Here is a 16,657-nt window from a genome sequence, read left to right on the forward strand (position 1 = left end):
GCTGTCACGCCGTGGCGGCCGATGGCTGCAGCATGGCGAGCAATTGCGCGAGCGCCTGACCGCGATGGCTGATGCGGTTCTTGACTGCGGGATCGAGTTCGGCCGCACTCAAGCCATGCGCGGGATCGAAGAACACGGGGTCGTAACCGAAGCCGTGCGCGCCGCGTGGTGCGGGCAGGATCCGGCCGTGCCAGCGCCCTTCGGCGATCAAGGGCGCGGGATCATCGGCGCTGCGCAGGAGCACGATCGTGCAATGGAAATGCGCGCTGCGGCGTGCGTCGGGCACCTCGCGCAAGGCATCGAGCAACTTGGCGATGTTGGCCGCAGCGTCGCCGTGGCTGCCGGCGTAGCGGGCCGAGCGCAATCCGGGCGCGCCATCGAGGGCATCCACGCACAGCCCGGAATCATCGGCGAGCGCGGGCAAGCTGGAAATCCGTGCGGCATGGCGCGCCTTGATCAATGCGTTCTCGACGAAGGTGCTCGCCGATTCCTCTGCGTCGCCGATCCCGAGCGCTTGCTGCGGCACGAGTTCGATCGCGCGGTCGGCGAGCAGCTCGCGCAGTTCGACGAGCTTGCCGGCATTGCCGCTGGCGAGCACGAGCTTCATCCGCGGCGCTCGATCAGATCCCAGCGATTGCCGTAGAGATCGGCGAACACCACGACGGTGCCGTGCTCTTCGTGACGCGGCGGTGTTTCCGGCTGCACGCCCGCGGCGAGCAGGCGCGCATGGTCGCGCGCGAAGTCGTCGGTGTGCAGGAAGAAACCGACGCGGCCGCCATGCTGCTTGCCGATCGCGGCGAGTTGTTCGGGCGTGGTCGCCTTCGCCAGCAGGAGCGAGAACGCAGCGTCGGCGCTCGGTGCAATGCGCAGCCAGCGCTTGCCACCACCGAGGTCGCTGTCTTCGAGCACCACGAAGCCGAGTGCGCGGGAGAACCATGCGCTGGCTTCGTCGTAGTCCCGTACCAGCAGCGCGATCGACGCGATGCGCCGCGTCATCGACGTGCCAGCGCCGCGCGCTGTGCTTCGCACAGTTCGTTGATGCCCTTGCCGGCCAAGCCGATCAGGGCATCGAGTTCGTCGCGGCGGAAGGCGTGGCCTTCGGCGGTGCCCTGCAGTTCGATGAAACCGCCGCCATCGTTCATGACGATGTTCATGTCGGTGTCGCAGGCCGAATCCTCGGCGTAATCCAGATCGAGCACCGGCACGCCCTTGTAGATGCCGACCGAAACCGCGGCGACCGCGCCGAAGATCGGCTCTCGCTTGATCGCGTTGCGCGCCTTGAGCCAATTGACCGCATCGACCAGGGCGACATAGGCCCCGGTGATGGCCGCGGTACGCGTGCCGCCGTCGGCCTGGATCACGTCGCAGTCGAGCGTGATGGTGCGCTCGCCCAGCGCGTTGCGATCGACGCAGGCGCGCAGCGCGCGACCGATCAGGCGCTGGATTTCCATCGTGCGCCCGCCCTGGCCCCCGCGCGCGGCCTCGCGCTGCGTGCGCTGGCCGGTGGCACGCGGCAGCATGCCGTATTCGGCCGTGACCCAGCCTTCACCCTTGCCGCGCAGGAATGGTGGCACCTTGTCCTCGACGCTGGCCGTGCACAGCACGCGGGTGTCGCCAAAGCTGATCAGCACCGAGCCTTCGGCATGGCGCGTGTGGCCGCGTTCGATGCTCACGCTGCGCAATTGGTCGGCGCCGCGGCCGGAAGGGCGGACGAAATCCTGGGGAGTGCTCATGTGCGCGTGGTTTGGGAATCGAGCCGCAGAGTTTACCATTGCCGCTCTTCCAGCCTGATGGACGTGCCATGTTGCGGAGCATGACTGCCTTTGCCAGCGCCGAGAGCGACACCGGCCACGGCGCGCTGTCGATCGAGCTGCGTTCGGTCAACCACCGTTATCTGGAGCTGGGCCTGCGCCTGCCCGACGAATTGCGCACGCTCGAGGCGCAGGTGCGCGAGCGCGTGGGCAATCGGCTTGCACGCGGCAAGGTCGATCTGGGCATGCGCTGGAAGCCGGCTGCGGCGAGTGCCGCGGCCATCGCGATCGACGAAGACTTCGTGGCGCGGCTGGCCGATACCGCTCAGGCACTCGCGGCGCGCTTTCCGCAGCTCAATGTCGATTTCGCATCCTTGCTCAACTGGCCTGGCGTGCTGCTCGACCGCGATACCGATCAGGATGCGCTGCGCAGCGCGGCGCTGGCCCTGCTCGATCGCGCGCTCGACGAGATGGTCGCCACGCGCGAGCGCGAAGGCAGCCGTCTCGGCGGGTTCCTGCGCGAGCGGCTCGATGCGATCGAGCGCATCGTGGCCGATGTACGGACGCATTTGCCCGAAGTGCGCGTCGCCCTGCGCGCGAAGTTCGATGCGCGGCTGGCCGAACTCAAGCAGCCGCTCGATCCCGGGCGCATCGAGCAGGAAGTGGTGCTCCAACTCCAACGCATCGACGTCGACGAGGAGCTCGACCGGCTCGGCGCGCACATCCTCGAAGCACGGCGTGTGCTCAGCCTCAAGGAAGCGGTCGGTCGGCGACTGGATTTCCTCATGCAGGAGTTCAACCGCGAGGCCAACACGCTGGGCTCCAAGTCGGCCGACCCGCTCACGACCAAGGCCGCGGTGGAACTGAAGGTCCTGATCGAGCAGATGCGCGAGCAGGTGCAGAACCTGGAATGAAACAAGGCCGCCTGCAGGTGGGTGCGTCGATGTCGTGGTGCGTTACGCCCGATCCATCCGGATTGGGTGCCATGTTCTGGAGGGGGTCATGATCAAGGCAAGACGAAAGCTGATGGGTTTGATGCTGGCAACGATGGCGGGCACATCGATGGCTGCGGACTTTGCCGGTGGTGGCACGGGACCGATTCCGGACGGCAATGCGACGGGCCTCACGGTCAGCTTCAACGTCTCCGGGATCAGCAGCGGCGTTGGCCGGCTCGCGTTGAAGCTGGATCTCGCCCACACCTGGGTCGGTGACTTGGAGGCCACCCTGCGTTCGCCGGGCGGCACCGCGCAACTGGTGGTGTTCGGGCGGGTCGGTATCACGCCTGCTTCCCTTTTTGGCTTCAACGCCAATCTGGGCGGCGTTTACGAGTTCTCCGACCGCGCCACTGCTGATCTTTGGGCGACGGCAGCGACGCTCACGAGCAGCGAGACAGTTCCTCCAGGTGCCTAACGCACCAGCGGCGCAGGTGTCGCCGGCACACGGCGCGGTGGGTGCACGACCTGGCTGGCGGGCGCCTTCGCGGGTCTGACCGGTGCGCAGGTCAATGGCACTTGGACGCTCACGATCGCCGACCGCGTCGGCGGTGATACCGGCAGCATCAGCAGCGCCCTGCTCAGCATCGGCGAGGCAGCCGATGACCTGTTCAGCGATGGCTTCGATGCGCCCGTGACGGGTAGCTGTCAGCGCGTGCGCTCTGACTACACGGCCAGCGGGCGCAGCAGCTATGTGCTCGTGCGCAACACTGGCGGAGGTGCCAATGGCGCGATCACCTGGTACGTGAAGAACAACGATGGCAGCGCTGCGGGAGCTGAATCCAACTTCGAACTCGGCAACGCATCGGATTTCTTCGCTGATGGCGACATCGACGGCGATGGCATTGCCGATGCGATCGTCTGGTCCGCCGGCGCGACGGGCCAATTCAAGGTGCGTCGCTCCAGCCGCCCGGGCCTGACACCGCTACTGGTCTCCTTCGGTACGACCGGGGACGATCCCAAGCACATCGGCGACTACGACGGCGATGGCATCGATGACCTTGCGGTGTACCGCGCAGGAATCGGCGCAGGTGCGCCCTCGCACACGCTGATCCGGCTGAGCAGTTCCGGCAAGGTGCGCGATCTGGTCACCGGGGAGAATGGCGCCTTCCCCAACGGCGGCATCGACTACACCGGCGATGGCCGGGCCGACATGGCGATCCAGAGCAACGCCGGCGGAGGCGTGGCGAACATCCGCATCTTCGATGGTACGGATGGCGCCCTGGCCTCGACCTTCAATTTTGGCGCGCCGAGCGATGTCATGGTCACGGGCAACCATTTCGGTACTTCCCTGGGCGACATCACCACGATTCGTGGCGTGAGCGGCGACATCCAATGGACCACACGCGACGGCCAGACGGGTATTGGGCAGCCTGCGGTCGCAATGGGGGCATCTGCAAGCGATTTCCCTCTATCCGGCGATTTCGATGGCGACGGCCTGGACGACTACGCGGTCTGGCGGCCATCGGCGACGGCTGGCGCATCAAAGTTCATTGTTCGACGCAGCAGCAGCCCGGCCACGCCCCTGGAAGTTCCGATGGGACAGAGTGGCGATTACCCGGTCGAGAATTCGCGCACGCATTGATCGGGACGCGGCGCGGCATGCTTCTGGCGGTCGGCATCTTGGTTGACGCCGCCGCCAGAGGCTGCTTTCATCCTCGCCCCCTTGCCGGGTCGATCAGGCGTGAGCGGAACCCTCTACATCGTCGCGGCGCCGTCGGGTGCCGGCAAATCGAGCCTCGTCAATGCGCTGCTCGAGCGTGAGCCGGGCATTGCGCTGTCGATCTCGCACACCACACGCCCGCCGCGGCCCAATGACCGCGATGGCGAGCACTACCATTTCGTCAACCGCGGCGTGTTCGAGCACATGGTGGCGCAAGGCGCGTTCCTCGAATATGCCGAAGTGTTCGGCAATCTGTACGGCACGTCGTGCACGGCAGTCGAGCCGCTGCTCGCGCAAGGGCGCGACGTGCTGCTCGAAATCGACTGGCAGGGCGCGCGTCAGGTACGCGCTGCGCGGCCGAAGTGCGTCAGCGTTTTCATCCTGCCGCCGTCGCGCGCCGAACTCGAGCGGCGCCTGCGTGCGCGCGCTTCCGACAGCGCAGCGACGATCGCGCGGCGTCTGGCAGATTCGCGTGGTGAGGTTGCCCACGTGGACGACTTCGATTACGTGCTCATCAATGACGATTTCGCCATTGCGCTCGAGCAGTTGCGCGCGATCGTGACCTGCCAACGCCTGCGCCGCGAAGTCCAGCTCGTCCGCAATGCCGCCCTGCTCGACGACTTGTTGAAGGGCGAATGACCGATCGGTCCGCGCCCGTGGTCAGGCTTGCGTCGCATCAGCTAAGGTATTCCGTCCGATTTTCCATCCAGTTCACTCGAGAGTTGCCTTGAGCGAGTCCGGCGCCCCATCCAGTCGAAACGGCGATGCCCTGGTGCGAGTGCGAGGGCTGCGCACCGTGCTCGGCCGCAAGACGATCTTCGACGACGTCGATGTCGATATTCCGCGCGGCAAGATCACTGCAATCATGGGGCCAAGCGGCTGCGGCAAGACCACGCTGCTGCGCCACATCTCCGGCCAGCGCATGCCTGATGCGGGGCGCATCGAGATCGACGGCGCGAACGTGCCGACATTGCCGCGCCCGGCACTGTTCGGCTTGCGCGAGAAGATCGGCTACCTGTTTCAGAATTCGGCACTGCTGACCGACTATGACGTGTTCGAAAATGTCGCGTTTCCGCTGCGTCAGCATCTGCGTTTGCCCGAAGACGTGCTGCGCAATATCGTGCTGACCAAGCTCGAGGCGGTTGGCCTGCGCGGTGCGGCAGCGCTGATGCCGGCGGAGCTTTCCGGCGGCATGGCGCGGCGCGTGGCGCTGGCGCGGGCGATCATCCGCGACCCGATGTTGATTCTGTACGACGAACCCTTTGTCGGCCTTGATCCGATTGCGCTCAATCAGGTGCTGCGCATGATCCGCACGCTCAATGACACGCTCGGCGTCACCAGCGTGCTGGTGGCGCATGAGTTCTCGGCGGTGGCGCGCGTGGCCGATCTGGTTTATCTGCTCGCCGGTGGCAAGATCGTTGCGCACGGAACGCCCGAGGAATTGCGCAAGGATCCCTCGCCGTGGACGCGGCAGTTCTTCGGCGGCGAGGCCGATGGCCCGGTGCCGTTCCAGTATCCGGCGGGCGACTATGCGGCCGACCTGGGCTTTGCCGAGGCGGCCCGATGAACACTCGCAGCGGCCCCTTCGCCGGCATCGCCGATGCGCTGGCGCAGATCGGCGCCTGCGGCCTGTTCGGGCTGCAGGTCCTCGCAGCGTTGCCGGCAAGCCTGCGCCACTGGCGCGAAACCGTGCGCCAGATCTGGTTCACCGGGGCGATGAGTCTGGTCATCATCATGACCTGCGGCCTGTTCGTGGGCATGGTGCTGGGCCTGCAGCTCTACTACGTGCTGTCGATCTTCGGCGGTACCGCGGCGTTGGGTACGGTGGTCTCGCTTTCGCTCTATCGCGAACTCGGTCCGGTGGTGACCGCCTTGCTGTTTGCCGGTCGCGCCGGCACCTCGATCACTGCCGAAATCGGCCTGATGCGCGCCACCGATCAGCTGGATGCGATGGAAATGATGGCCGTCGACCCAGTCGCCTACGTGGCCACGCCGCGCTTCATCGCGGGGATCCTCGCCATGCCGCTGCTCGCCTGCGTGTTCAATGCCCTGGGCATTTTCGGCGCGCATCTGGTCGGTGTGAACTGGCTCGGGCTCGACAACGGCACGTTCTGGTCGAACATGACTTCGAGCGTCGATGTCTGGAAGGACGTCGTCAACGGCGTGTGGAAGAGCGCGGTGTTCGGCGGCGTGGTGGCGCTGATCGCGGTGTTTCAGGGCTATACCACCGCACCGACCAGCGAAGGCGTGGCGCATGCGACCACGCGCACGGTGGTGTTTTCCTCGATCGTCGTGCTGGCGGTCGATTTCGTGATGACTGCATTCTTGATGTGAGGCGAGTGCCGTGACGCAACGACGTTCCTACCAGATCGGCTCGGGCCTGTTCATCCTGCTCGGTTTCGCAGCGCTCGCCTATCTGGCGACGCAGACGACCTCGATCGCCAACTTCAGCCAGGGGCCGAGCTACACGCTCAAGGCGAGCTTTGGCAACATCGGTCAGCTCAAGCTGAGGGCGCCGGTCAAGATCGCCGGTGTTCGCATCGGTTCGGTCGAATCGATCGATGTGGATCCGGTCAAGCTCGATGCGCGCGTGAAGCTGTCGATCGACAAGCGCTACAGCGAGATTCCCGATGATTCCTCGGCGGCGATATTCACCAGCGGTTTACTGGGTGATCAGTACGTTGGCATCCAGCCTGGCGGTTCGCCGGAGATGTTCAAGGACGGCGACGAGTTCGTGCTCACGCAATCCTCGATGCAGCTGGAAGACCTGATTGGCAAGTTCCTCGTCAACGGTTCGCCGGCATCCAACGCCGATGCGAAAGACAAGGGAGACGATACCAATGGTCATCCCGCGAGCCCGGGTTCGCCCAAGTCCTGAACAATACGGAGTCGACATGTTCCTGCGCACCCTTGCCCTTGTCTTCGGCCTGCTCGTTGCCGGCGCCTTCGCGCTGCCTGCACATGCCGATCAGCAAACGCCGGATCAGGTCGTGCAGGGCATTGCCGACGACCTGGGCAAGGCCATTGAAGGTCATCGTGAGGAATTGAAGCAGGATCACGTGAGATTGATCAAACTCATCGATGGCCTGCTGTTGCCGCATTTCGACATCGACTACGCATCGATCCTCGTGCTCGGCCAGTACGCACGCAGCGCCACCCCGGAGCAGCGCGCGCGCTTTGCCAAGGCGTTTTACAACTCGATCGCGCACCGTTATGCCGAAGGCCTGCTCAACTACACGCGTGGCCGCGTGCAGGTACTGCCGAGCAAGGGCGACCTCAGCGACAAGCGCAGCATCGTGCGCACCCAGGTCGTGCTCGACGATGGCAAGACGGTGAGTGTCGACTACGCCTTCCGCAAGACCCGCGACGGGCAGTGGAAGGCCTACGACGTGATCATCGAGGGCATTTCCTACGTCACCAACTATCGCAACCAGGTCGGCGAGGAAGTGCGCAAGACCGGTCTGGAAGCGCTGATTTCCCGCCTGGAAACCCAGGGCGAACAGGCGCTCGATGCGATGGACAAGGCGCAGAAGGGCGGCTGATGGACGCAAGGTTCGTGATCGACCACGACGAGGCCGGACCCCGGTTGCGGGGGCGCATGGGTTTCGCCGAGGCAGCCACGGCGGCGTCGCGCTGGCGCGAACTGGTCGGCGCGGGCCAGCAGCAGGTCGAAGTCGATCTCTCCGGGCTGGAGCGTCCCGACAGCGCGACGCTCGCGGTGCTGCTCGCATGGTCGGCGCGCGCGCAGCACGCCGGGATCCGCCTGCTCTATCGGGAACCGCCGCCGGGCCTGCTTGCGCTCGCGCGTCTGTGCGGCACCGAGCAACTGCTGCTCGCTTGAGTGTGTGCAGTCGTTCGATTGGCGCCGATCAGTGCTTGGCTGGTTCGGCGTTCTTGCTCTTTTCGTACTCGAGCTGTTCTTCGAGCAGGGCGTCGACGTCGACATCGTTGGTGCCCTGCAGTTGCTCGATGATCTCGTCGGGTGGGTGCCCGGCGTAGATTGCGTACAGCCGGCGCTGGCGATAGGCGTCGCGCTGGAAGATATAGGGGTCGAATACGCCTTCGAGCAGGCTCTCGGCCTCGATCCCGCGTGAGCGCAAGGTGACCAGATAGAACAGGTTCGGCGAATACTGGCTGAGGAACCAGCTGTCATTGCGCAGGCCGTACCAGTACAGCGGATCGAAGAACTGATCGACCGGCATGCGCAGCACGTCGCGGCCGGTGGTTGGCCCGACCAGCGGCAAGACCAGATACGGACCTTCGGGAATGCCCCATTTGGCCAGGGTCACGCCGAAATCGGTCTCGTCGTAGGGCAGTTTCATCTTGCTGGCCGGGTCGAACAGGCCGATGACACCGATCGTGGTGTTGACGGCAAAGCGGCCTGAATTTCGCAGCGCCGACTCGGCATCGGCCTGCAGCAGGTCGTTGATGATCGTGATCGGCATCTTGATGTTGGCGAAGAAGTTCGAGATCAGGCGCCTGGCGGTGTCGTTGGTGATCTTGCGATAGGTCACCGCGACCGGCCGGATCACCGCCTTGTCGGCGGCATCGTTGAAGGTGTAAACCTTGCGGTTGAACGACTCCAGCGGGTCATCGGTCCGCGGCGGGGCGATCGTGCCGCAGCCCGTCAGAACGGTGGCGCACAGCGCCAGCAGGCCCGCGCGTTGCAGGTGGGTCAGTGCCTTCAAAGCCATTGAAAGGTCTCAAATGTGCGTCATGGGCGACGCACGTCGGGGTGTCTCAGCCGTGGCGCAAGGCTACGCGAAAACACGCTGGAGGTGCACCCGGGACGGCCTGCTGATTGCACTGCACAAAACCGGGACGCTACAATGCCTGCCCGTAAAGCCATGAATTGGCTTCAATTTTACCGGAGAGTTTCGATGGCACGGATTACCGTGGAAGACTGCCTCGAGGTGGTCGACAACCGTTTTGAGCTGGTTCTGATGGCGACCAGGCGTGCGCGCCAGCTGTCCAAGGGTGTGGCTGCGGCGATCGAGGCGGAGAACGACAAGCCGACCGTGCTCGCGTTGCGCGAAATCGCCGATCGCAAGGTCGATCAGACGATGATCGACGAGATCGATCGGCAGGAACGCGAACGCAAGGAACGCGAGGCGCTGGAGTGGGCCGCGGCCGAAGTCGACGACGATCTGGGCAAGGGCGGCGACGATCTGTGATGTCACTGCGCAACAGCCATTGCCGATCCAAACGGTCGGCCTGATCCTGGCGCGGCGCCGGCATGCACATCTTCATGCCCCGGCGCGGCGCGACGCGCGACAAGTCATCGGCGCGACCCGAGTACCTGCGGGCGCTCGAACGACAGTTGAGCGCCTATCTGCCGCGCCAGCAGATTGCGCGCGTGCGGCGCGCGTACGAAATCGGCGCGCAGGCGCATGAAGGACAGACGCGCAAGAGCGGCGAGCCGTACATCACCCATCCGGTCGCGGTCGCCGGGATTCTCGCCGGATTGCGGCTCGATGCCGAGACGATCATCGCGGCGATCCTGCACGACACGCTCGAAGATACCGCACTGACCTCGGAGCGGATCGGCGCCGAATTCGGCACGGTCGTGGTCGAACTCGTCGACGGTGTCACCAAGCTGGACAAGCTGCAGTTTCGCAGTCGCCAAGAGGCGGTTGCGGAGAGTTTCCGCAAGATGTTGCTGGCAATGGCGCGCGATTTGCGCGTGATTCTCATCAAGCTCGCCGATCGCTTGCACAACATGCGCACACTGGGCGCGATGGAGCCGCAGTCGCGGCGGCGGATCGCACGCGAGACCCTCGAGATCTACGCGCCGATCGCGCAGCGCCTGGGCATGAACGATTTCAAGGCCGAACTGCAGGATCTGGGTTTCCGCGCGCTCTATCCCGATCGTCACCGCATCATCGCCGAGCGCATCAAGGCCACGCTGGGCAACCGCCGCGAGGCAATGACGCGAATCGCCGAAGCGCTCAAGAAGCGCCTGGCCTCGGACAAGCTGACCAGTCGTGTGGTCAGCCGCATCAAGTCGCCGTGGAGCATTTACACCAAGATGCGTGGTCAGCAGAAGTCGCTGGCCGAGGTCATGGATGTGTTCGGGTTTCGCGTCGTCGTCGACAGCGTGCCGCATTGCTACCAGGCGCTGGGCTCGGTGCATGGCCTGTACAAACCGCTCGACGGACGCTTCCGCGATTTCATCGCCATTCCCAAGGCCAACGGCTACCAGTCGCTGCATACCGTGCTGTTCGGGCCTTTCGGCGCGCCGATCGAGATCCAGATCCGCACCGAGGACATGGACACGATCGCCGATCGCGGCATTGCCGCACATTGGGCCTACAAGGCGAAGACGATGCCGGCCAACAGCGCGCAGTCGCGGGCGCGCGAATGGCTGTCGGGCCTGGTCGATCAGGAAAGCGCGACGCGTTCCTCGCTTGAATTCGTCGAGAACGTCAAGGTCGACCTGTTTCCCGACGAAATCTACGTGTTCACACCCAAGGGCGAGATCCTGTCGTTGCCGCGCAATGCAACGGCACTGGATTTCGCCTATGCCGTGCATACCGATGTCGGCAACCGGGCAGTAGCCGCGCGTGCCGATCACCAATTGGTTCCGTTGCGCGCGCCGCTGAGCAGCGGACAGACCGTGGAGATCGTCACCGCGGCGTCCGCCACGCCCAGCCCGCAGTGGCTCGATTGGGTGGTGTCCAGCCGCGCGCGCACCGCAATTCGCCATCACCTCAAGCGACTGCAGCACGAAGACGCCGTCGAATTCGGCCATCGCATGCTCGATCGCGCGTTCTCCTCGCTCGAATCCTCGCTGGAAACGATCCCGCCGGACGTGCTGGAGCGCTATCTCGACGAGCAGAAGTACAAGCGCTTCGAAGAGCTGCTTGCCGACATCGCGCTCGGCAATCGCGTGGCCGAAACCGAGGCGCAGGCGCTGCTCGTGCTGCACGGTGAGCACCCGCACACGATCAACGTGCGCAGCGGCGAGAAGATCCTCATCACCGGCAGCGAACGCGGCGTGCTCAGTTTTGCCAATTGCTGCCATCCCACGCCGGGCGACGAGATCATGGGATACCTGTCCGCGGGCAAGGGCATCGTCGTCCATCGCCTCGAGTGCCCGAACGTGCCCGAACTGCGCAAGCTGCCCGAGCGCTGCATCGAGATGGCCTGGGATTCGGCGGTGCAGGGCGATTACCGCGTCGAGCTGCGCATCGACGTTGCCAACAAGCCTGGCGTGCTGGCCCAGGTCGCCGCGGCGATTGCCGAGGCCCGCTCCAACATCGAGAACGTCGAGTACAAGGAACGCGATACCGAGACGGCAACCTTGCTGTTCACCATCGAAGTGCGCAATCGCAAGCACCTGGCCGACGTGATCCGCCATGTGCGGCGCCTGCAGGTGGTCAATACCGTGCGTCGCTATCCACTGTGAGGCGTCGCGCTTGCTATCCTGCGCGTTCCCATCCCGCGCGGTGAAACGACATGGCACGCAGCATCATCCACAGCGACAAGGCTCCCAAGGCGATCGGTCCCTATTCCCAGGCCGTCCGCGTGGGCCAGACCGTTTATTTGTCCGGCCAGACCCCGCTTGATCCGGCCACCGGCAAACTTGTCGAAGGCGACATCAGCGCACAGGCTCAACGTGTGTTCGACAACCTCGCCGCAGTGTGCGCAGCTGCGGGCGGCTCGCTGGCCGACATCGTGCGGGTCGGCGTCTATCTCACCGATCTGGGCAACTTCGCCGCCGTCAATGAGGTGATGAAGCAGCGCTTTGCCGAGCCCTATCCGGCGCGCTCGACGATCGGCGTGCGCGAGTTGCCGGTGAGCGCGCAGGTCGAAGTCGACGCGATCATGCATCTGCCCGGCTAGGCGGATCACGACGGCGCCCGGGCACCGCGTCGCGGTGAGATGCGATGAAGCAGCCGCGCTTGAATCCTGCCGCTGAGGCATTCCGCGTCGAGGCGACGCCGGCGTCTGTCGATGCCGGGCTGGCTGCGGTCGGTAGCCTGCCGGGAGTGGGTCCGGCGCTGGTGGAGCGACTCGCGCGCATCGGGATCGCCCAAGTGCAAGACCTGTGGTTCCACCTGCCATTGCGCTACGAGGACCGTACTCGGCTGACACCGATCGCCGAGCTTTCGATTGGCGCCAGCGCCCAGGTGTTGGCGCGCGTGGACGGCGTCGAGCGTGGCTTCCGCTTCCGCCCGCAGCTGCGGGTCGCGCTGGTCGACGATTCGCGCGCCACGCTGACCCTGCGGTTTTTTCATTTCCAGCGCAGCCAGGCCGAGCAGTTCGTTCCGGGCGCGCGCGTGCTGTGCTTTGGCGACGTGCGCATGGGACAGTACGGCCCCGAAATTGTCCATCCGCAATACCGCATCCTCGCGGGCGATGCGCCGCACGCGCTGGGTGATCGACTGACGCCCATCTATCCGAGCACCGAGGGCATCACGCCGATGCGCATGGCCGGCATCGTCGAGCGGGCGCTCGCGCGGCTGCCCGACGCAGCAACGCTCGAACTGCTGCCGCCTGCCTTGCTTGGGGAGCTCGGCATGGCTTCGCTGCGGGAGTCACTGCTGACCCTGCATCGGCCGCCACCCGATGCCGATGTCGCGGCCCTGCTGGCCGGCACCCATCCGGCGCAGCGGCGGCTGGCCTTCGAGGAACTGTTGGCGCATCACCTCGGGCTCAAGCGGTTGCGCGCGCAGGTGCGCAGCAGACGCGCCCCGGCCTTGTCCGGCAGTGGCGAACTGCGCACACGACTGCGCACGAGCCTGCCATTCGCTTTGACCGCGGCGCAGTCGCGGGTCGCCACAGAGGTCGAGCGCGATCTTGCGCAATCCACGCCGATGTTGCGACTGGTGCAGGGTGACGTCGGTTCGGGCAAGACCGTGGTTGCCGCGCTCGCGGCGCTCGCCGCGGCCGAGAGTGGCTGGCAGACCGCCTTGGTCGCGCCCACCGAACTGCTCGCCGAGCAACATTGGCGCACGCTCGGAGCCTGGATGCGGCCGCTCGGCATCGAACCGGTGTGGCTGTCCGGCAAGGTGCAGGGTCGCGCGCGTGAGCGGGCTCGCGGCGCAGTCGCGGCCGGTGCGCCGATCGTCATCGGCACGCATGCATTGATCCAGCAGGGCATCGAGTTTCAGCGATTGGGCCTGGCGATCATCGACGAGCAGCATCGCTTCGGCGTGCATCAGCGCCTGACCTTGAGCGAGAAGGGGCGCGAAGGCGTGGTGCCACACCAACTGGTGCTCACCGCGACGCCGATTCCGCGCACGCTGGCGATGGCGGCGTACGCCGATCTCGACGTCTCGGTGATCGACGAGTTGCCTCCCGGGCGCACGCCGGTGCAGACGGTCGCGATCGCAAATTCGCGCCGCGCCGAGATCATCGAGCGCATTCGTGCTGCCTGCGCGCAGGGACGTCAGGCGTACTGGGTCTGCACCCTGATCGAGGAGTCGGAGCAACTCGAGGCACAGGCCGCGGAAGTGGCTTTCGCCGAGCTGAGCACCGCGCTGCCCGAGCTGCACATCGGCCTCGTGCACGGACGGCTGAAGGTGAAGGAGAAGCAGGCTGCGATGGAGGCGTTCAAGGCAGGCGAAACACGCCTGCTGGTGGCGACGACGGTGATCGAAGTCGGCGTCGACGTGCCGCAGGCGAGCCTCATGGTGATCGAGAATGTCGAGCGGCTCGGCCTTGCCCAGCTGCACCAGTTGCGCGGTCGCGTCGGTCGTGGCAGCGAGGCATCGACCTGTGTCTTGCTCTACCAGCCGCCGTTGTCGGCGCAGGCGCGCGCGCGCTTGGCCGTCATGCGCGAGACCAATGATGGATTCCGCATCGCCGAGAAGGATCTCGAACTGCGCGGACCGGGCGAGGTGCTGGGCACGCGCCAGACGGGGGCGGTCGAGTTCCGTGTCGCCGATCTGGTTCGCGATGCCGCGCTGTTGCCACTCGTGCATCGCATCGGTGAGCACTTGAGCACTCAGGATGCCGAGGCCGCGCGCCACATCGTCGCGCGCTGGGTGGGTGGCGCGGTCCACTACGCGGGCGCATGAGGTGAGTGTGCTCAGGCGCCTGCGCAAGGCTTGGGGGCAGGTCGAAGTGGGCGCCCTCGCCCTGGGGACTCTTGCGTGTCCCTTGTGCGGGCCCAGCCTCGCGCTACGCTTGAATCGTTCCGATCATGGCGTGCGCTGCCTGCGCTGCGCGGGCAGTTCGATCCACCTTGCAATGGGGGCAAGCCTGCGCGCCCGCGTTCCCGATCTGGCCCGACTCGATGCCTACGAATTGTCCGCACGCGGGCCCTTGGTCGCTTTCCTGCGCCGCGCGACGCACAGCCTGCAGGTATCCGAATTCCTGCCCGACGTCGCGCTCGGCAGCGAGCTGGGCGGCATCCGCTGCGAAGACATGCAGCAGCTTAGTTTTGCCGACGCCTCGTTCGATCTGATTACCCACACCGAAGTACTTGAGCACGTGCCGGATGATCGCCGCGCACTGGCCGAATTGCATCGCGTGCTGCGCGCGGGCGGCATCCTGATGTTCAGCGTGCCCATGCATGGTGGCGATGTCACGATCGAGCGTGCCTGCCTGCGCGACGGCAGGATCGAGCACTTGCTGACGCCGGTCTTTCACGGGGATCCCTTGCGTGACGGCGCCGGGATTCTCGCCTTCCGCGACTACGGGCGCGACATCCTCGAGCGCGTGCGTGCCGCGGGCTTCGAACATGTCGAGTTCTGCGCGCCGCAGATCGCGCCTGCCTGGCTGGCTTTGCGCGAGGTGATCATCGCCTGCAAGGCAAGTACATGAAGGCTGCGAGCGGGCCGCTGCCACTCACCGCCGTCCCGGCCGTCGACGATGCACTGGCAACGCTTGCGCCGGCCTTGGCGACGTCTTCGCCCGGCCACTCGCCGATGTGCAGAGGGCCGGGCCGAGGGGATTTCAGGCCGGTTGTTCCTGTTCGGTAGGCGCGGAATGATCAATGTGCCGCAGGATATAGATGATCACCATCACCATCAGACCGGTGAATGCGTAGTTGATGGCGGAGCTGGCGAGTTGGATCTCGTTGAAGCCGGCCACGCCCAGGCGTTCGATCAGGTAGGTCTTGACGGCGATGGATGCGACTTCGCGCAGCATGAGGAACGCCGTGAACTTGTAGAAATAGTGGATGTTCGATTTGCGCCGGTAGAGCGCGCGCGAACGCTCCCTTGGAATGCCGCGGCTGTGTGCGTAGTCGATGAAAAAGAAGATGCCAAGTGGTCGCCCCGCCAGCATCGTCATGGCGTAGAACACGATGGATGCGTAGCTGAGCCAGACCGGATTCCACAGTTCCTGCTCAGCCGTCGAGGACAACAGGTTCAGGGTCAGATTGGCGCTGATGATGACGAGAAAGAACAGGCCGGAAACGCTCCATTCCCGCTCCTTCATGAAACTGCCCAAGGTGTAGATCAGGCCCGGCACCAGGCCGATCAGGATCAGCAGGTAATCGCTGAAGTGACCGCGCAGCACGTTCCAGGCGATGAGGGGCATCGCCAAATAGAAGAACAGATCCAGCACGATCCGTTTTTTCATGTCGAAATGTCTTCGGCCGAGGGCGATCAGGTCGCAATCATAATCGCAGCGGTGCAGATCAGGGTCATCCCGCGAAGGGCGACACGGCTCGTCGCATGGCCCTGCAGGAACTTCGCGGCACATCCGGAGTGTCGGCAGGGTGGTCGCTCGCGGTCACCAAGCGTATCGCCCCAAGCCCGGCATGCTCTGGACCCGAGCGCGTGTTCGGAGTAAAAAAGAATTCGCGCTGTGGCGGTTCGCGTTCTCTGCGCAAGCCTTCCTGTGGGTCAATCAGGGGAACAATGATGAAAAAGGCACTTGGGGCCATCCCGGAGTTTCCTCGCTGGCCAAGCTTTGCCGTCCCACCGGACACCCCGAATGCGCCCTCGGCACCCTCGGCACCATCGATGGGTCCACCCGGTACGCCGGCGGAATCCGGCACATCGGCGACCGTGACGATGAAACGGCCAGATGGCGAAGGCGAAGTCCCCGGCGGTGCGCACTTGTTTCCGGACAAGGTGATGCAGGGAATCATGGCCGCGATTTCGGGTCGTATCCAGACCGACGCGGGCTCGGTTGCGCAAATTTCCCGAATGCTGAGGGAATTTCCGATCGACCAGTACCGTGATGCCGATGGCAATTTTCGCTGCCCGATCTCCGAGGAGCGACGCCGGCAACTGATGGCGACGTTCGACGACTGAAACGCTGCCGGAACTTGAGGGGCGGGCCTTGCGAGG

The 16,657-nt window shown here is 65.2% G+C and carries 20 protein-coding genes; 15 read left to right on the forward strand and 5 right to left on the reverse strand.

Annotated features, from left to right (window positions below; genetic code table 11):
• Positions 1-4 precede the first annotated feature (4 nt).
• From rdgB to rph, 3 genes are read right to left on the reverse strand one after another with little or no spacing between them, the layout of a single operon-like run.
• Positions 5-607 carry an RdgB/HAM1 family non-canonical purine NTP pyrophosphatase gene (rdgB, locus tag KF759_RS04265; protein ID WP_291223166.1) on the reverse strand — a complete coding sequence of 201 codons (603 nt, stop codon included), beginning with the start codon at positions 605-607 and terminating at the stop codon, positions 5-7.
• The gene (locus KF759_RS04270) at positions 604-996 is read right to left on the reverse strand and encodes a VOC family protein (protein ID WP_291223167.1); all 393 of its coding nucleotides are present in this window, start codon (positions 994-996) and stop codon (positions 604-606) included. The genes rdgB and KF759_RS04270 overlap by 4 nt, the downstream gene beginning before the upstream one ends.
• Positions 993-1,733, reverse strand: coding sequence for a ribonuclease PH (gene rph, locus KF759_RS04275; RefSeq protein ID WP_291223168.1), 741 nt, complete (start codon positions 1,731-1,733; stop codon positions 993-995). The genes KF759_RS04270 and rph overlap by 4 nt, the downstream gene beginning before the upstream one ends.
• A gap of 68 nt (positions 1,734-1,801) precedes the next feature.
• Between rph and KF759_RS04280 the strand changes: the two genes are divergently transcribed.
• The 9 genes from KF759_RS04280 (at position 1,802) to KF759_RS04320 (ending at position 8,247) form a co-directional block, all read left to right on the forward strand.
• Positions 1,802-2,665, forward strand: a complete 864-nt coding sequence (locus tag KF759_RS04280; protein WP_291223169.1) for a YicC/YloC family endoribonuclease — start codon at positions 1,802-1,804, stop codon at positions 2,663-2,665.
• Positions 2,666-2,753: 88 nt separating this feature from the next.
• Positions 2,754-3,161, forward strand: coding sequence for a hypothetical protein (locus KF759_RS04285; RefSeq protein ID WP_291223170.1), 408 nt, complete (start codon positions 2,754-2,756; stop codon positions 3,159-3,161).
• 216 nt (positions 3,162-3,377) lie between these two features.
• Positions 3,378-4,328 (forward strand): hypothetical protein, encoded by a 951-nt coding sequence (locus KF759_RS04290; protein WP_291223171.1) that lies wholly within the window; start codon positions 3,378-3,380, stop codon positions 4,326-4,328.
• A 99-nt stretch (positions 4,329-4,427) separates the two neighbouring features.
• Positions 4,428-5,045 carry a guanylate kinase gene (gmk, locus tag KF759_RS04295; protein ID WP_291223172.1) on the forward strand — a complete coding sequence of 206 codons (618 nt, stop codon included), beginning with the start codon at positions 4,428-4,430 and terminating at the stop codon, positions 5,043-5,045.
• A gap of 88 nt (positions 5,046-5,133) precedes the next feature.
• Positions 5,134-5,973: an ATP-binding cassette domain-containing protein gene (locus KF759_RS04300; protein WP_291223173.1), complete on the forward strand. Its 840-nt coding sequence runs from the start codon at positions 5,134-5,136 to the stop codon at positions 5,971-5,973.
• Positions 5,970-6,740 carry a lipid asymmetry maintenance ABC transporter permease subunit MlaE gene (gene mlaE / locus KF759_RS04305; RefSeq protein ID WP_291223174.1) on the forward strand — a complete coding sequence of 257 codons (771 nt, stop codon included), beginning with the start codon at positions 5,970-5,972 and terminating at the stop codon, positions 6,738-6,740. Before KF759_RS04300 ends, mlaE begins: the two co-directional genes overlap by 4 nt.
• A gap of 10 nt (positions 6,741-6,750) precedes the next feature.
• Positions 6,751-7,284, forward strand: a complete 534-nt coding sequence (gene mlaD / locus KF759_RS04310; protein ID WP_291223175.1) for an outer membrane lipid asymmetry maintenance protein MlaD — start codon at positions 6,751-6,753, stop codon at positions 7,282-7,284.
• A 16-nt stretch (positions 7,285-7,300) separates the two neighbouring features.
• On the forward strand, positions 7,301-7,948 hold the full coding sequence (locus KF759_RS04315; protein WP_291223176.1) for an ABC transporter substrate-binding protein: 648 nt from the start codon (positions 7,301-7,303) through the stop codon (positions 7,946-7,948).
• Positions 7,948-8,247 (forward strand): STAS domain-containing protein, encoded by a 300-nt coding sequence (locus tag KF759_RS04320; protein WP_291223177.1) that lies wholly within the window; start codon positions 7,948-7,950, stop codon positions 8,245-8,247. Before KF759_RS04315 ends, KF759_RS04320 begins: the two co-directional genes overlap by 1 nt.
• A 28-nt stretch (positions 8,248-8,275) precedes the next feature.
• On the opposite strand, the gene KF759_RS04325 is transcribed toward KF759_RS04320, so the two are convergent.
• Positions 8,276-9,100 (reverse strand): VacJ family lipoprotein, encoded by an 825-nt coding sequence (locus KF759_RS04325; RefSeq protein WP_291223178.1) that lies wholly within the window; start codon positions 9,098-9,100, stop codon positions 8,276-8,278.
• A gap of 186 nt (positions 9,101-9,286) precedes the next feature.
• Here KF759_RS04325 and rpoZ point away from each other — a divergent pair, with 186 nt between their 5' ends.
• The 5 genes from rpoZ to KF759_RS04350 all read left to right on the forward strand — a co-directional run bounded on the left by rpoZ (position 9,287) and on the right by KF759_RS04350 (position 15,179).
• Positions 9,287-9,580 (forward strand): DNA-directed RNA polymerase subunit omega, encoded by a 294-nt coding sequence (gene rpoZ / locus KF759_RS04330; protein WP_291223179.1) that lies wholly within the window; start codon positions 9,287-9,289, stop codon positions 9,578-9,580.
• Positions 9,581-9,642: 62 nt separating this feature from the next.
• A complete protein-coding gene (locus KF759_RS04335) occupies positions 9,643-11,814 on the forward strand; it encodes a bifunctional (p)ppGpp synthetase/guanosine-3',5'-bis(diphosphate) 3'-pyrophosphohydrolase (RefSeq protein ID WP_291223180.1) in 2,172 nt (723 codons plus the stop codon).
• A 50-nt stretch (positions 11,815-11,864) separates the two neighbouring features.
• Entirely contained in the window at positions 11,865-12,251 is a 387-nt protein-coding gene (locus KF759_RS04340; RefSeq protein ID WP_291223181.1) for a RidA family protein, read from the forward strand.
• Between the two features lie 59 nt (positions 12,252-12,310).
• Entirely contained in the window at positions 12,311-14,431 is a 2,121-nt protein-coding gene (gene recG / locus KF759_RS04345) for an ATP-dependent DNA helicase RecG (protein ID WP_291223182.1), read from the forward strand.
• Positions 14,432-14,540: 109 nt separating this feature from the next.
• Positions 14,541-15,179, forward strand: a complete 639-nt coding sequence (locus KF759_RS04350; protein ID WP_291223183.1) for a class I SAM-dependent methyltransferase — start codon at positions 14,541-14,543, stop codon at positions 15,177-15,179.
• Between the two features lie 132 nt (positions 15,180-15,311).
• Here KF759_RS04350 and KF759_RS04355 read toward each other — a convergent pair whose 3' ends face one another.
• On the reverse strand, positions 15,312-15,941 hold the full coding sequence (locus KF759_RS04355; RefSeq protein WP_291223184.1) for a VC0807 family protein: 630 nt from the start codon (positions 15,939-15,941) through the stop codon (positions 15,312-15,314).
• Between the two features lie 284 nt (positions 15,942-16,225).
• Between KF759_RS04355 and KF759_RS04360 the strand changes: the two genes are divergently transcribed.
• Positions 16,226-16,621, forward strand: a complete 396-nt coding sequence (locus KF759_RS04360) for a hypothetical protein (protein ID WP_291223185.1) — start codon at positions 16,226-16,228, stop codon at positions 16,619-16,621.
• Positions 16,622-16,657: the final 36 nt, after the last annotated feature.

It is taken from the genome of Dokdonella sp. (assembly GCF_019634815.1).
Lineage (GTDB): Bacteria > Pseudomonadota > Gammaproteobacteria > Xanthomonadales > Rhodanobacteraceae > Dokdonella_A.

Excerpts from the sequence above, each read along its gene's own strand:
- rph (WP_291223168.1), bottom strand. The coding sequence starts at position 1,733 with ATGAGCACTCCCCAGGATTTCGTCCGCCCTTCCGGCCGCGGCGCCGAC.
- KF759_RS04285 (WP_291223170.1), top strand. The coding sequence starts at position 2,754 with ATGATCAAGGCAAGACGAAAGCTGATGGGTTTGATGCTGGCAACGATG.
- KF759_RS04325 (WP_291223178.1), bottom strand. The coding sequence starts at position 9,100 with ATGGCTTTGAAGGCACTGACCCACCTGCAACGCGCGGGCCTGCTGGCG.
- rdgB (WP_291223166.1), bottom strand. The coding sequence starts at position 607 with ATGAAGCTCGTGCTCGCCAGCGGCAATGCCGGCAAGCTCGTCGAACTG.
- KF759_RS04320 (WP_291223177.1), top strand. The coding sequence starts at position 7,948 with ATGGACGCAAGGTTCGTGATCGACCACGACGAGGCCGGACCCCGGTTG.
- mlaE (WP_291223174.1), top strand. The coding sequence starts at position 5,970 with ATGAACACTCGCAGCGGCCCCTTCGCCGGCATCGCCGATGCGCTGGCG.
- KF759_RS04335 (WP_291223180.1), top strand. The coding sequence starts at position 9,643 with ATGCACATCTTCATGCCCCGGCGCGGCGCGACGCGCGACAAGTCATCG.
- KF759_RS04340 (WP_291223181.1), top strand. The coding sequence starts at position 11,865 with ATGGCACGCAGCATCATCCACAGCGACAAGGCTCCCAAGGCGATCGGT.
- KF759_RS04280 (WP_291223169.1), top strand. The coding sequence starts at position 1,802 with ATGTTGCGGAGCATGACTGCCTTTGCCAGCGCCGAGAGCGACACCGGC.
- KF759_RS04270 (WP_291223167.1), bottom strand. The coding sequence starts at position 996 with ATGACGCGGCGCATCGCGTCGATCGCGCTGCTGGTACGGGACTACGAC.
- KF759_RS04315 (WP_291223176.1), top strand. The coding sequence starts at position 7,301 with ATGTTCCTGCGCACCCTTGCCCTTGTCTTCGGCCTGCTCGTTGCCGGC.
- KF759_RS04355 (WP_291223184.1), bottom strand. The coding sequence starts at position 15,941 with ATGAAAAAACGGATCGTGCTGGATCTGTTCTTCTATTTGGCGATGCCC.
- rpoZ (WP_291223179.1), top strand. The coding sequence starts at position 9,287 with ATGGCACGGATTACCGTGGAAGACTGCCTCGAGGTGGTCGACAACCGT.
- KF759_RS04360 (WP_291223185.1), top strand. The coding sequence starts at position 16,226 with ATGAAAAAGGCACTTGGGGCCATCCCGGAGTTTCCTCGCTGGCCAAGC.